Annotated in this window: 11 protein-coding genes; 5 read left to right on the top strand and 6 right to left on the bottom strand. The window is 66.6% G+C overall.

Features of this window, described 5'->3' with window-relative positions:
• Positions 1–19 precede the first annotated feature (19 nt).
• The 4 genes from R5H32_RS07935 to mgtE are packed head-to-tail and all read right to left on the bottom strand — an operon-like array spanning position 20 to position 3,859.
• Complete coding sequence (locus tag R5H32_RS07935) at positions 20–1,063, bottom strand: succinylglutamate desuccinylase/aspartoacylase family protein (RefSeq protein WP_412099001.1); 1,044 nt, start codon at positions 1,061–1,063, stop codon at positions 20–22.
• Positions 1,063–1,968 carry a 30S ribosomal protein S6--L-glutamate ligase gene (gene rimK / locus R5H32_RS07930; protein ID WP_318338145.1) on the bottom strand — a complete coding sequence of 302 codons (906 nt, stop codon included), beginning with the start codon at positions 1,966–1,968 and terminating at the stop codon, positions 1,063–1,065. The genes R5H32_RS07935 and rimK overlap by 1 nt, the downstream gene beginning before the upstream one ends.
• Entirely contained in the window at positions 1,965–2,477 is a 513-nt protein-coding gene (locus R5H32_RS07925) for an ATP-dependent zinc protease (RefSeq protein ID WP_318338144.1), read from the bottom strand. The genes rimK and R5H32_RS07925 overlap by 4 nt, the downstream gene beginning before the upstream one ends.
• The gene (gene mgtE / locus R5H32_RS07920) at positions 2,477–3,859 is read right to left on the bottom strand and encodes a magnesium transporter (protein WP_318338143.1); all 1,383 of its coding nucleotides are present in this window, start codon (positions 3,857–3,859) and stop codon (positions 2,477–2,479) included. Before mgtE ends, R5H32_RS07925 begins: the two co-directional genes overlap by 1 nt.
• An 82-nt stretch (positions 3,860–3,941) precedes the next feature.
• Between mgtE and R5H32_RS07915 the strand changes: the two genes are divergently transcribed.
• From R5H32_RS07915 to R5H32_RS07895, 5 genes are all read left to right on the top strand, one after another.
• Complete coding sequence (locus R5H32_RS07915; RefSeq protein ID WP_318338142.1) at positions 3,942–4,286, top strand: hypothetical protein; 345 nt, start codon at positions 3,942–3,944, stop codon at positions 4,284–4,286.
• Positions 4,287–4,380: 94 nt separating this feature from the next.
• On the top strand, positions 4,381–5,547 hold the full coding sequence (locus tag R5H32_RS07910) for an ABC transporter permease (protein WP_318338141.1): 1,167 nt from the start codon (positions 4,381–4,383) through the stop codon (positions 5,545–5,547).
• A 3-nt stretch (positions 5,548–5,550) separates the two neighbouring features.
• Positions 5,551–6,336, top strand: coding sequence for an ABC transporter ATP-binding protein (locus R5H32_RS07905; protein ID WP_318338140.1), 786 nt, complete (start codon positions 5,551–5,553; stop codon positions 6,334–6,336).
• 3 nt (positions 6,337–6,339) lie between these two features.
• Positions 6,340–8,079 (top strand): MlaD family protein, encoded by a 1,740-nt coding sequence (locus R5H32_RS07900; protein WP_318338139.1) that lies wholly within the window; start codon positions 6,340–6,342, stop codon positions 8,077–8,079.
• 8 nt (positions 8,080–8,087) lie between these two features.
• Positions 8,088–8,705, top strand: a complete 618-nt coding sequence (locus R5H32_RS07895) for an ABC-type transport auxiliary lipoprotein family protein (protein WP_318338138.1) — start codon at positions 8,088–8,090, stop codon at positions 8,703–8,705.
• Between the two features lie 141 nt (positions 8,706–8,846).
• Here the strand turns inward: R5H32_RS07895 and gyrB are convergent, their stop codons facing one another.
• Positions 8,847–11,285, bottom strand: coding sequence for a DNA topoisomerase (ATP-hydrolyzing) subunit B (gene gyrB / locus R5H32_RS07890; RefSeq protein ID WP_318338137.1), 2,439 nt, complete (start codon positions 11,283–11,285; stop codon positions 8,847–8,849).
• A gap of 201 nt (positions 11,286–11,486) precedes the next feature.
• Complete coding sequence (locus R5H32_RS07885; protein WP_318338136.1) at positions 11,487–13,385, bottom strand: DUF3604 domain-containing protein; 1,899 nt, start codon at positions 13,383–13,385, stop codon at positions 11,487–11,489.
• Between the last annotated feature and the right edge of the window lie 198 nt (positions 13,386–13,583).

Here is a 13,583-nt window from a genome sequence, read left to right as displayed (position 1 = left end):
CCCACCGTCTTGCGCAGATTCAGATTATTTCATCCTCATCGAACAGCTGCTCCTGCTCGAGCTGTGCCGTCAGGTTTTCAATGGCGGCCTCGGCAGCGTCGGCCGACCGGACCGTTGCCAGATGAAAGATCGCATCGCCCTCGTTGACGACCGGCAGGACGGTCCGGCCCACGATGATGCCATCCGCCGGCGCCTTCATGATTGCTTCCTGCTCACCAAACGGGTCGGAGACGGCCGCCAGCGTCTCACCCGCGCAGACCACATCGCCCTCGGCCCGGAACGTCCTGATGAGGCCTCCCGCCGGCGCGCGGAGCCATTTGCTCGACGTGCAGAAAAGCGGCGCTGCCTTGAGTTTGGTGACCCCCTTTGCCGGCAGCATTCCCAAATGGTGCATCACCCGCAGTATGCCCGCGACACCTGCCCGGACGGCCACCTCGTCGAACCGCAGACCCTCGCCCGCCTCGTAGAGCAGCATGTCGACATCGCGGTCGCGCGCCGCGCCGCGCAGCGAGCCTTCGCGGATCGACGACGTCAGGATCACCGGCGCCCCGAACACCCCGGCGAGTTCCATCGTCCGGGGATTGCCGGGCGCGACCCGGATCTGCGGCAGGTTGGTCCGATGGATGGCCGCGGAATGGAGGTCGATGCCGAACTCGCAGCGGGACACGACCTCGGTCAGGAAGAGGTTGGCCAGCCGCGCCGCCAGCGAGCCGCTGGCGCTGCCCGGAAAGCAGCGGTTGAGATCGCGGCGGTCGGGCAAGTAGCGCGAGTGGTTGAGAAACCCGAAAGTATTGACGATCGGCACGGCGACCAGGGTGCCGCGCAGCCCGCTCATCGCGGGCAGTCTCAGGACGCGCCTGAGGATCTCGACGCCGATCACCTCGTCGCCGTGGATGCCGGAGCTGACGAACATCACCGGCCCGGTCCTGCGGCCGTGAATGACATGCGCGGACATCGTGACCGGCGTGTGATCGGAAAGGACGCTGACCGGCAGATCGACGGTCCGCCTTGTCCCGGCGGCGATCGTCTCGCCGCCGAATTCGAACCCGTCCCTCGACATCATCAGCCCTTGCCTTTCGTCCGCGTCGCGCCCAGCTTCGCGTTCTTTTCGAGATGTTCGATGATCTTCCCCGCGAGGTCGATGCCGGTCGCCTTCTCCACCCCTTCGAGCCCCGGAGAGGAGTTGACCTCCATCACGACCGAGCCGTGATTGGCGCGCAGCATGTCGACGCCACAGACGTTGAGCCCCATCGTCCTGGCCGCGCGCACCGCCGTCGAGCGCTCCTCGGGCGAGAGTTTCACGACGGCGGCCGACCCGCCGCGATGCAGGTTCGACCGGAACTCGCCCTCGGCGCCGGTGCGCTTCATCGCCGCCACGACCCGGCCGCCGATGACGAGCGCGCGGATATCGGTGCCGCCGGCTTCCTTGATGAACTCCTGCACCAGGATGTTGACCCCGGCGCCGCGGAACGCCTCGATCACCGACTTGGCGGAGCGGTCGGTATCGGCCAGAACCACGCCGATGCCCTGGGTGCCTTCGAGAAGCTTGATCACCAGTGGCGCGCCACCGGCGAGCTTCAGCACTTCCTCGGTCTGTTTGGGGTCATGCGCGAAGGTCGTGACCGGCAGGCCGACGCCGTCGCGCGCCAGAAGCTGCATCGAGCGCAGCTTGTCACGCGATCGGCCGATCGCGACGGTTTCGTTCAGCGGATAGACGCCCATCATCTCGAACTGGCGCAGCACGGCGAGGCCGTAGTAGGTCACCGACGCGCCGATGCGGGGGATGACCGCATCGTATATCGGGAGCTTCTCGCCGTTGTAGTAGATTTCCGGCCGGCGCGAGGCGATGTTCATGTAGCATCGCAGCGTGTTGATGATGTCGAGTACGTGGCCCCGCGCCTCCGCCGCCTCCTTCAGGCGTTTGTGGGAGTAGAGATTGGGATTGCGGGCCAGCATCGCGATCTTCACGGGCGGTTCCTTTCACGAAGCGTCACGGGAGGTGGCTGGTCGGGATGGCCCGTCACATAGGACCGGCCGCAATCCACGAGCAGGCGGTGCCGGCGTATCGCCGAGCGTCCGATGATGACCGGGAAGGTCATCTCGGTCCGGTCGGCCAGCGACACGTCGATCAGCCAGCTCCGGCCGGCAATCTGCAGCGTGGTGCGGATGATGATCCGACGGATCGGCACGCCGCTGGTGTTCCGGACCTCGCGCTGGTCATGCACCGGCGCGTGGCACAGGTCCGGCCTTTCGTGACCGATCCGCGGCGGCCGGAACTCGACCCAGAGCGCGCCGTCCCTGTCGTAGGTCCTGATGAGGCTTGCATGGAGCGCCGTCGTTGTAGCGCCGGTGTCGATCTTGGCATGCATCTCGATCAGGCCGAGATCGGGCAGTGTCACCGTCTCGCGCCAACCGATCACGGCCAGCTCGGCGCGGGCCTTGCGCTTGCGGCGCGTCTTGCTCTGGCTTCCTTCCATCAGCGCACCAGCAATGGCATCATCAGGCTGGCGAGGCTCAGCACGAGAAAGAACCCTGCCATATCGGTGATCGTGGTCAGAAGCGGCCCGCTGGCGACCGCGGGGTCCTGGCCGATCCGTTTCAGCATCAACGGTACCACGCCGCCGATCGACACCGCGATCACAGTGTTGAAGGCAAGCGCGAGGCCGATCACCACGCCGAGCCAGGGATTGCCCTTCCAGATCCAGGCAACGATCCCGATCAGGCAACCGAGCGCGAGGCCGTTGATGACGCCGACCGAGGCCTCCTTGATCCAGACCCGGAACGCGTCGGCCGGCCGCACCAGACCGAGCGCCAGCTCGCGCATCGTCACGCCGACGGCCTGGTTGCCGGAACATCCGCTCATGTCCGACACCATCGGCAGGAAGATCGCGATGGCGATCACCGCGGCGAGGGTCTCCTCGTAGGCGGCGATGACGCTCGCCGCGATGACGTTGAGAACGATGTTGGCCGACAGCCAGGCGAGCCTGCGCCGCGACCTTATGCCGATCGGCATCGACCGCAATTCGTCGCCCACGATCCCCTGAAGCTTCAGGCTGTCGCCCTCGGCCTTCTCCAAGGCCGCCGCATCGACGGCCGATCGCGACAGGGCGCCCACGAGCCGCGCCTCGGCGTCGACGACGGGCAGCCCGAGAAACGGGTGTTCGTCGAATATGTCCTGGAGTTCGAGCAGGGGCGTGTCGGTCCTGACCGTAAGCGGCGGCACCATGATCGAGGTCAGGGGCGCGCTCCGCTTGGCCGTCAGAAGACCGCGCAGCGAGACGACGCCGATCGGCTTGCCCGCGGCGTCGATCACATAGGGGTGCTGGCCGCGATAGCGCTCGAAATCCTCGTCGCCGCTGACGAAGTCCCGCAGGACGGCGCCAACGGTCGCGCTGTCCGGGAAGGAAAACACCTCGGCCACCATCAGGCCGCCGGCGGTATCGTCGTCGTATTCCACCAGCCGACGCACGCCGGCGGCGTCCTCGGCGTCCATCTCGGCGAGGATCGCGTCGGCATCCTCCTGCCCCAGTTCGCCGATGAGATCGGCCTGGACGTCCGAGTCCAGCTCATCGATGATCTCGGCCGCCCGCGCCGCCGGAAGCCGCTCGACGAGATCGGTCGCTACCGCGTTCGGTGCTTCCTCGATCAGCTCGGCGGCGAGTTCGGCCGGCAGCAGCGACAGCACGGCATCCCGGTCCTCGGCCGCGAGGTTCAGCAGTTCGCGCAGTGCGTCGCTCAGGGGCAACGGCTCGAGCAAGCCGGTGATCGCCGGGGCATCGCCGGCGTCAACCGCACGCTTGAGCAGGTCTTCAAGCTCGTCCTGCTGCCCCGCGGGGGTGGTCGGTGCATCTTCGGCCATCGGATCCTCCGCAATCCGTCGGCCGATAGGTTGCAATTTTTTTCCGCCTATGGACAAACTTTTTTTACCTTTATACCGTCGCATGGCAGTTGTGCGGACATCGGACGTGACCTTCGACAGCACCGAACATACGGCCAACACGCTTGTGGACATGTACGGCACCGGCTTTGGCGGCAAGGCGACGGGGCGCTACCGGATTGCCCGGAAACTGGTCTGCGATCTGATGGGGCGCCGCCGCCTCTATGCCGAGGACATCCAGGCGTTGGCCCGCGCGGTACTGGAACGTGGCTTTGTCCTGATCGACATGGAAAGCTTCTTCGTGGTGCTCAGCGCGAACGCTTTCGTCAACTATCGCCGCGCCAACCGCGAGAGCATCCCCGATGCGCCCCGCCCCGGCGTCACGGAGAACGGGTCGGAGGCCGAGTGACAGGACCGTTGGTCACCGGCCAGTGCCGGAGGCCGGTTTGATGCAGGACAAGTCCCGTCGCGTTTAATTGGTGTTGCATGGGGCGGCCGGGCCGATGGAGCTTGTTCGGCGGGTACGCGGCGGTTTGGGAAGGGCGATGGAGCCGGGCGGAAGCATCAGGATCGAAAGCACCGAACACGGCTCGCGGGCGGTGCTCGCAGGCCGTCTGGGGGTCGCCGACGCCATGCGGGTGCGCGCCGACTTGTCCGGCTTGCCGGACGAACGGCCCGTGACGCTCGACCTCAGCGCCACAGACTGGATCGATACCAGCATCGCCTGGGTGATCGCGGTCAAGCGGAAGGCGGTCGAGGCGGCCGGATCGCATCTTGTCATCGACGGCGCCTCGGCCGAGGCGATGCAGCTCATCGACACGGTTGTCGGCGCGCTGCCGGAACCCGACCCCGAGGAGGCCCGGCCACCGCGCCTGAAGGCCATGCTCGAGGCGCTCGGCCGTGCGCTGGCCGGAGGGCTCGCCACGCTCGCCGAGACCACGGGAACGCTTGGCCTTTTCCTGCACCGGCTCGGCCGGTCGCTCGTCCGGCTGCGGGAGTTCCGGCTGACCGCGCTCGTCCACCATTGCGAGGCGGCAGGTTTCGGCGCGGTGCCGATCGTGGCGCTGATGGCGTTCCTGATCGGCGTGGTGCTGGCCTTCCAGGGCTCGGCGCAGCTGCGGCAGTTCGGGGCCGAGGTCTTCGTCGTCGACCTCATTGCGATCTCGATCCTGCGCGAGCTCGGCATCCTCCTGACCGCGATCATCGTCGCCGGACGCACCGCCTCGGCCTACACGGCCGCCATCGGCTCGATGAAGATGCGCGAGGAGATCGACGCCATGCGCACGCTCGGGATCGACCCCGCGGCGGCGCTGATCGTGCCACGGGTCCTCGCGCTCGTCCTGATGCTGCCGATCCTTGGCTTGATCGCCAATGTCTCGGGGCTGGTCGGCGGCGCGCTGATGTCGTGGATCGAGCTTGGCATCTCGCCGGCGATGTTCCGCACGCGGCTGGTCGAGGGCACCGATGTCGACCACGTCTTCGTCGGCCTCGTGAAGGCGCCGGTCTTCGCGATCATCATTGGCGTGATCGGCTGCCAGGCGGGCTTGCGCGTCAAGGGCACGGCCGAGTCGCTCGGCCGCATGACCTCGAGCGCGGTGGTCGCGGCGATCTTCGCGGTCATCGTGATCGACGCGCTGTTTTCGATCTTCTTCGCGCAAATCGGGATCTGATCGATGGCCGAGACCGTCATCGAGGTCCGGGGCCTCAGGAACCAGTTCGGGCGCAACGTCGTGCATGAGGATCTCGACCTCGACGTCTACCGGGGCGAGATCCTCGGGGTCGTCGGCGGCTCGGGCACCGGCAAGTCGGTGCTCCTGCGCACCATCACGGGGCTTCAGGCCCCCGCGGACGGCAAGGTGGTGATGCTCGGCACCTCGGTGCTCGACGCTGGCGAGGACGAGCTCAGCGCCCTCGGGCACCGGATCGGCGTGATGTTCCAGGACGGCGCGCTCTTCTCGTCGCTGACCGTCCGCGAGAACGTCGAGGTGCCGCTTCGCGCGGTGGAAAGTCTCGATCCGGAGGTCCGCGAGGCGCTGGCGCGTCTCAAGATCTCGATGGCGGGCCTGCCGTGGAGCGCCGGCGACAAGTATCCGTCCGAGCTTTCGGGCGGCATGCGCAAGCGCGCCGGGCTTGCCCGCGCGCTCGCGCTCGACCCCGAGATCGTCTTTCTCGACGAGCCCACCGCCGGTCTCGACCCGATCGGGGCGGCGGCGTTCGACGGGCTCATCCGCAAGCTCAGCAAGACGCTGGGGTTAACGGTCTTTCTGGTGACGCACGATCTCGATACGCTCTACGCGGTCTGCGACCGCGTGGCTGTCCTGGCGGAAAGGCGGGTTCTGGTGACCGGAACGATGGACGAGATGCTGGCGGTCGATCATCCCTGGGTGCGCGAGTACTTCCACGGCCCGCGGGCCCGCGCCGCGCAGGCATCGACGACGCCGAGAGAGGGGCAGGCCTGACCGATGGAGACACGCGCCAACTATGTGCTGATCGGGGCCTTCGCGCTTGCGGGCTTCTTCGGGCTTCTGGTCTTCTTCCTGTGGTTCGCGCGTGTCGAGCTCGACCGCCAGTTCGCCTATTACGACATCGACTTCCCGACCGTCTCGGGCCTCTCGAACGCCTCCGAGGTCCGGTTCAGCGGCTTCCCCGTCGGGCAGGTGGTCGAGGTGGCACTCGCGCCCGACGGCAGCGGACAGATCCGCGTGCGGATCGAGGTGGCGGCCGAGACGCCGGTGCGGACCGGCAGCATCGCGACCATCGAGTCCCAGGGCGTGACCGGCGTTTCCTATGTCGGCCTCAGCGCGGGCGATCCCCGCGAGCCCCTGCTTCAGGAGGGTACGGCGGAGGACGTGCCAAGGATCGCGGCGGGACGATCGGTTCTTCAATCCCTCAGCCAGGATGCCCCCGAGATCGTGGAGGAGGTTCTCGCCGTGGCCCGGCAGCTTCGCGAGATCCTCGGCCCCGATAACCAGGGGCGGATCACCGCCATTCTCACCAATCTCGAAGGCTCGTCGGAGAACCTCGGCCAGGTCCTGGAGGACTTCTCGGCCGTCACCGGCACGGTCGCCGCGGCGAGCGAACAGATCGCGTCCTTCGCGGACCGGCTCGACCCGATGGCGGCTGCCGCGACGACCGCGCTCGAGACGGCGGACGGCACGCTGAAGCGGGTCGGCGATCTGGCCGTACGCGCGGAAGAGACGCTCGCGGTCGCGGAAAGGGCGCTCGAAAGCGGCCGGCGGGCGCTCAATACGACGAATGCCTTCATCGCCGGGGACCTGCCTCGGCTGATCGGGGACCTGAACGAGACGACCGCCCGGCTCAGGGAGCAGGTCGATCTCGTCGGCGCGGACGCCCGCGCGATGATGAAGGATCTGCGCGGCACCGCCGGCGTGGCCTCCGCTCGGCTTGCCGAGGTCGAGGTGACGATCGCGGCCACCGACGCGATGCTCGTGCGGATGACCGAGGCGCTCGACGCTTTCTACAGCGCCTCGGAGAGCTTCGACACGCTGGTCAAAGGCGAGGGTACGGCGCTCGTGGCCGACACACGGGCGATGCTGGCCAATGCCGAACGGGTGATCGCCTCCGCCACGGCGGTGGCCGAGACCGACCTGCCCGCGATCGTGGAGAGTATCCGCGGCGCCACCCAGACCGCGGCCCGGGTCGTCGAGGAGGTGGGTGCCGACCTTTCCTCGGCCGCGGGACGGATCGACGGCCTCTCGGAATCGGCGGCGACGACGCTGGCGACCGTCACCGAGACCTTCACCCAGGCGAACGAGACGCTCGCTCAGCTCAACGGGGCGATCGAGACCGGCGACCGCGCGCTGGCCGCTGCGGATCGCGCCTTCACCTCGGCCGACCGGATCATGGGCGACGAGGTGCAGGCGATCGTGGCGGATCTGCGCGCGACGCTCGGCCGCCTGGACAAGGCGATGGCCCAGGTCTCGGCCGACCTGCCGGTGATCACGTCCGAGCTGCGCTCCACGGCGGAGCGGGCGAACGTCGCCATCGGCCAGTTCCAGGACGCGGTCCGCGCGACCGCACCGCCGGTCGGCGACTTCGCCCGCGAAGGGCTGCCGCAATACACACGCCTCGCGCGCGAGACGCGGGCGCTGGTCGAGAACCTCGACCAGCTCGTCCGCCGCATCGAACGCGACCCCGCGCGTTATCTCCTGGGCCGCGACGCCCCCGAATTCAGACGATGAGGTTTGCCATGTTCCGTTCCGCGCTCGCCGCCCTTTCTGCCTGTACCCTGCTTGGCGGATGCGCCGCGTTGGGGGCGCTCGGTCAGGCGGCAGAACCGCAGGACGCCTTCCAGATCCAGGCTCCGGCCGAAGGCCCGGTGGCGCGCGCGCCGCGGGCGGAGGACCTCATCGTCGAGATACCGGCGGCCAGCGGGGCGATCGACACCGACCGTATCCTGATCCGCCCGCAGGCGACGCAGGTGCAGTACCTGTCCGACGCGCGCTGGATCGAGCCCGCGCCCTTGATGATCCAGTCCGCGCTCGTCGAGGGCCTCGAACGGTCTGGCGGTTTCCGCTTCGTCGGCCGCAAGCCGCTCGGCGCTTCCGGGGATGTGGCGCTCGTCAGCAACCTCGTCGATTTTCACGCCGCGATCGCGCCCGACACCCCGGGCGCGACCGTCGCGGTCCGGCTGGCCGTTCGGCTGGTGCGCGAAGAGGATGCCGCGGTGATCTCCAGCCGCACCTTCGCAGCGGGCGCGACCGCGCCCGACACCTCCACGCCCGCCCTGGTCGACGCCTATGACCGCGCCACGTCGCGCGTGATCGGCGAGGCGGTGTCCTGGGTATTGAACCAGCGCGGCAGATGACCGTCGCTGCTGCGAAGGGGCGTTGTTGCAGAAATCTGCCTGCAGCCGATTCACATCGTGAATCCATGGCCTTAGAAGGGCCGCATCACGAAGCCCCTCCCTGCCCGTTACCGCACAACAAACCAGAAAGCCTACAATCGCTCAGAAGTCCAGGTTCTCCACGCTCAGCGCGTTTTGCTGGATGAACTCCCGCCGCGGCTCCACGACGTCGCCCATGAGCTTGGTGAAGATGTCGTCGGCATCGGCGAGGTCGTCGATCTTCACCTGGTTGAGCACCCGCGCCGCGGGGTCGAGCGTGGTTTCCCAGAGCTGGTCCGGGTTCATCTCTCCGAGGCCCTTGTAACGCTGCAGCGTCAGCCCCTTCTCGCCCTCCGCGAGGATCGCCGCGAGAAGCTCCATCGGCCCGTGGATCAATTGCTCGCGGTCCTTGCGCACCAGCTTGGCGATGCCGCCATAGACCTCCTGCAGCGCCCCGGTATGGGTCGCGAGCCTCCGCGCCTCGCCGGAGCGCAGGATCTGGCCGTCAAGCGTGCGGACCTCCTCGACGCCCCTGAGCGACCGCGAGAAGCGCAGCCCGTGGTCCTGCGTCGGACGGCCCTGCCAGCCGCGCTCGTATTCCACCGCCACCTCGTCGAGCCGGCGCGACACCTCGTCGGCCACGCCCTGCGCGTCGGCATCGACCCGGCCCGTGACCAGCGCGCCCGCGATCGTCGCCTGTTCGAGGATATGCGTCGGGTAATGCGTCGGGAAGGCCATCAGGCTTTTCCGCACCACCCGCGCCTCCTCGACCACGCGGGAGAGATCGGCGCCGACGATCTCCTCGCCCGAACTCAGCCGCAGCACCGCGCCCTCGACGCCCTGCTGGATGAGGTAATCCTCCAGCGCGGCCTGGTCCTTGAGGTAAACCTCCGACTTGCCGCGCGCGACCTTGTACAAGGGCGGCTCGGCGATGAAGAGATGGCCGTGCTCGATCAGCTCCGGCATCTGCCGGAAGAAGAAGGTCAAAAGCAGCGTCCGGATATGGGCGCCGTCGACGTCGGCATCGGTCATGATGATGACCTTGTGGTAGCGCAGCTTGCCGAGGTTGAACTCGTCGCGCCCGATGCCGGTGCCGAGCGCGGTGATCAGCGTGCCGATCTGCTCCGAGCCGAGCATCCGGTCGAACCGCGCCCGCTCCACGTTGAGGATCTTGCCCCGGAGCGGCAACACCGCCTGGTTCTTCCGCTCGCGCCCCTGCTTGGCCGACCCGCCGGCCGAGTCCCCCTCGACGAGGAACAGTTCCGACAAAGCCGGATCCTTCTCCTGGCAATCGGCGAGCTTGCCGGGCAGCGAGGCCACATCCATCGCCGTCTTCCTGCGCGTGAGTTCCCGCGCCTTCCGCGCCGCCTCCCGCGCCAGAGCCGCCTCGATGATCTTGCCGACGATCACCTTGGCCTCGGCGGGATGCTCCTCGAACCACTCGCCGAGCTTCTCGCCCACGAGGTTCTCGACCGCCGGCCGCACCTCGGAACTGACCAGCTTGTCCTTGGTCTGCGAGGAGAACTTCGGATCCGGCACCTTGACCGACAAGACACAGGTCAGCCCCTCGCGCGCGTCGTCGCCGGTGAAGTCGACCTTCTCCTTCTTGGCGATGCCCGAGGATTGCGCATAGGCGTTGATCGTGCGCGTCAGCGCGCCGCGGAAGCCCGCGAGGTGGGTGCCGCCGTCGCGCTGGGGGATGTTGTTGGTGAACGGCAGCACCGTCTCGTGGTAGCTGTCGTTCCACCACATCGCGACCTCGACGCCGATGCCGCCGCGTTCGCCGGTGATGAAGATCGGCTCTTCCATCGCCGAGGTCTTGTGGCGGTCGAGGTATTTCACGAATTCCCGCACGCCGCCGTCGTAGAAAAGCTCCGTGCGCTGCAGCTCCGCGCCGCGATTGTCCTCGAGGATGATCTTCACGCCGGAATTGAGGAACGCCAGTTCCCGGAGCCGCGTCTCCAGCGTCTTGAAGACATAGTCGAGGTTCGAGAAGGTGCCGTTCGGATCGCTGACCTTCGACGAGGCGAGGAAGCGCACCTCGGTCCCCTTCTCGCCCGGCGCGGCATCGCCCACGACCCGCAGCGGCTCGGCGGTCTCGCCATGCACGAACTTCGCGTAATGCTCCTTGCCGTTCCGCCAGATCCGAAGCTCCAGCCAGTCCGACAGCGCGTTCACGACCGAGACGCCGACGCCGTGAAGCCCGCCCGAGACCTTGTAGCTGTTCTGGTCGAACTTCCCCCCGGCATGGAGCTGGGTCATGATCACCTCGGCGGCCGAGACGCCCTCGGTCGGGTGCATGTCGGTCGGAATTCCCCGCCCGTTGTCGCGGACCGAGACCGAGTTGTCGGCGTGAATCCGCACCCGCACGAAGTCGGCGTGACCGGCCAGAGCCTCGTCGATGCCGTTGTCGACGACCTCGTAGACCATGTGGTGCAGACCCGAGCCGTCGTCGGTGTCGCCGATATACATGCCGGGCCGCTTGCGAACAGCCTCCAAGCCCTTGAGAACCTTGATGGAATCGGCGCCGTATTCACTCGGCTTTTGCGTCTCGTCGGTCATGCCCGCTCGCCCCGTTTTTTGCTGCCCATCTTATAGGGGCTGCGGGGGGGATTGTCACGCGGGAGGCACAATATTTGGGGGTGCGGGCGAGGTCGAACACGGCGCGCGGGGCATAGTTCGTCCGCCCCGTCGCGTCACCCTTCCTTCCTGATGCGGATGGCTGGCTTGCGGACTAAGCCGACATTTCCGCCGGCTCCAAACTCAGCTTCGAGGCGTGTACCAGATCGGCGAAGTGTAAGCGCGTTCCTGATGGGTCGGTTCAATGCCATCCGGTAGATCTACACCAAAGAAAGCAGCATCATAGGTCGTCCAGCGAGGTGTTGGGATTTCCAGCACCCTGACGTAGTAGAACGCTCGCTGGTTCGGATCGAAATCGGGATCTTCCCAGAAGGTATCAAGGAACGGATCACCAATTGCATTCGTATAGGTGGCAGACGGCACATCGACCGTGTTGCCGACGTCCCCCTCGCACGACCAATCCACGATGGCACGCCCATTCGAGCAGGCGACGTCGTAGACACGTTCGCGTGTTTCGCCATCACCATCGACCCAGCCCTTGATCACCTGTAAGCGGTCGAGGTTGGCCGCATCCGGGTCGCGGAGTGCACGGATCAAAAGTTTGGGCGCCTCGGTCAACCCTGACAGATCACCCCCCATTGGCACCCCGTTGGCGTAGCCATGCGCTGCGAAGTCGGAGCGTTCCAGATCGCTCTCGACAAAATCCGCGCCAGCGAAGACCCGCACCCGAAGGCGTGTCCCGGTCGTGGCAAAGACCTCCTTCCGGGCGAAGGCGTCCCAGATCGCCTCGCGCGAGTTCTCTCGCGCCCAGACGGCGGCGAGGCCGGCCGCGAGCGCCTGAGCATGCACGATGTCGTCGGACGGATCGTCCGGCGTGAACCGCCCCGTGATCTGCTCCTCGAAGCGGACCGGGTCGTTGGTCGGCTCGACCACCGAGACCTTGCCGAAGAAGTTGTCCTCGGTCGTGGTGGCGAGCGCTGTGTGCGAGTCTGTCGAGCCGATCATGCCGAACTTGAACGGGTTCACGCCAAGCGCGGCCTCGTAGGCGAGGCCGCGCTTGAGCGCCTCGCGAGCATACTCGCGGGGCAGCATCTCGGGCGTCTTGAGTTCTGGGCCGAAGCTGCCGACATCCCACGTCCCGTAATCGGCAAAGGCGTCGTCGGGCGACAGCATCGGATGCGCCTCGCCGTCGCCCTTGATCTGCGTAACCTCGTAGACCGGCTCCCACCGCATCCGGCGCTCGGCATAGGCGTCATCGATCGGTTCCCCCGAGCGCGTCACGTCGTCGAACATCAGCCCATTCGAGAGGTTGCCATTGTGCGGGATGGAAAAAACCTTGCCGCCGGTCAGATCCTCGTAGCGCGCCATCCAGTCCCAGAGATCCTCGGGATCTTCGCTATCGTAGGAACTGAAGGGCACGACCTGATCAGCTTCCGCCTTTCCGTCGCGCAGCATGACGACGCGGTGCAGGTTGTTGCCGTCGGGGCCGGCCGTCCATTCGTAGCCGATGATTGCCGAGAAGGCGCCGGGATCGTTGTGGCGCTCGGCGGCGTCGGTCAGGCGCTGCCACATCGTCTCCTGCAAGGAGGTGTCTTTGAGAGGGTCGCCACCATCGCCCATGGCGAATGCGCTGCCCCAGTAGACATAGGCCTCTGCCTTTGCTTCGTGCGTTCTCGGGGCGAAGGCCTCGAAAAGACCTTTGCCCCAATCGGTCGCCAGAACCTCCTCGTTCTCTTCCTCGAGCGCGATGCAGAGCCCGAGGTTCTCCGCATGGTCCGCGACGACGAGGAAATCGAGCGGCCGTTGCAACCGCGCCTCGATGCCGTTCGACGAGGTGACCGTCTCTCCCTTGGCGAAGCGGTAGGCGTCGTCCGGCGTGGTCGTCGCGCCTACGAGTCCGGCGTCCGCGGAATAGGCGGTGTGCAGATGGGTGTCGCCAAAGAAAACCTGATTGGGATAGTCGTGGGTGATGTAGGGTGAGTACTCCGCTTCCGGATCGGGTACCATACCGACCAATTCCTGAGCGTAACAAGGGCCACTGGCCAAAAGGAGGATCCCCATCGTTGCAAGATAATCTTTCATCACACCTCCCCCCTCTGAGATTCAAATGAGCTAGACTTGTTCTCCAATAGCCAGCTTGGCGCACCGGCAGTCCGACCCAAGTAGAATACTTAGGACGACCAGTTTCTGTCATTGACGCGCATCAACTTAGAAAAGCCGGTGAAGGCGAACGCATCTGTGGCCGTCGAAGGTTTCTTGGCAGAAAATGCAAAGTACACT

The sequence above is a fragment of the Defluviimonas sp. D31 genome, from assembly GCF_033436765.1.
In the GTDB taxonomy this organism is placed as follows: domain Bacteria; phylum Pseudomonadota; class Alphaproteobacteria; order Rhodobacterales; family Rhodobacteraceae; genus Albidovulum.
The sequence above is the reverse complement of the archived record's forward strand: the minus strand, read 5'-3'. Positions and strand labels throughout refer to the sequence as shown.